The organism is Psychrobacter sp. I-STPA6b, assembly GCF_020662265.1.
Taxonomy (GTDB): Bacteria; Pseudomonadota; Gammaproteobacteria; order Pseudomonadales; family Moraxellaceae; genus Psychrobacter.
The window spans coordinates 1-446 of sequence record NZ_VEWM01000040.1; the positions used below are offsets into that span (position 1 = coordinate 1).

Here is a 446-nt window from a genome sequence, read left to right on the forward strand (position 1 = left end):
GGAAGGAGGGGGGAAAAAGGAAAGGGGAAGAAAGAGGGAGGGGAAGAAGGGGAGAAAAGGGAGGAAAAGGAGGGGAGAGGGAGGGGGAAGGGGGAAAAAGAGAAAAGGGGGGGAAGGGAGAAAGGGGAAGAAAGGAGAGAGAGGGAGAGGGGAGGAGGAGGGAAAGGAGAAAGGAAGGGGAGAGAAAAGGGGGGAGGGGAAGGAGGAGAGGGAGAGGGGGGAAAAAAAAGAGGAGAAGAAAGGAGGAGGGAAGAGGGGGAAAGAGAAGGGAAAGGAAGGAAGAAGGGGAAAGGGGAAGGGAGGAGAGAAAGGGGAAAAAGGGAGGGAAGGGGGAAAAAAAAGGAGAAGAGAGGAGAGAGGAAGGAGGGGGGGAAGGAGAAGAAGGGGAGGGAAAAAAGGAGAGGAAAGAAGGGGAGGGGGGGGAGAGGGAAGGAAAGGGGGGGAGG

General features: G+C 56.5%; 1 protein-coding gene. It reads left to right on the plus strand.

The window, feature by feature from the left end; translation table 11 throughout:
- Nucleotides 1-446: hypothetical protein (locus FHK88_RS14500; protein WP_227429426.1), on the plus strand; the 446-nt coding region annotated here is incomplete at both ends.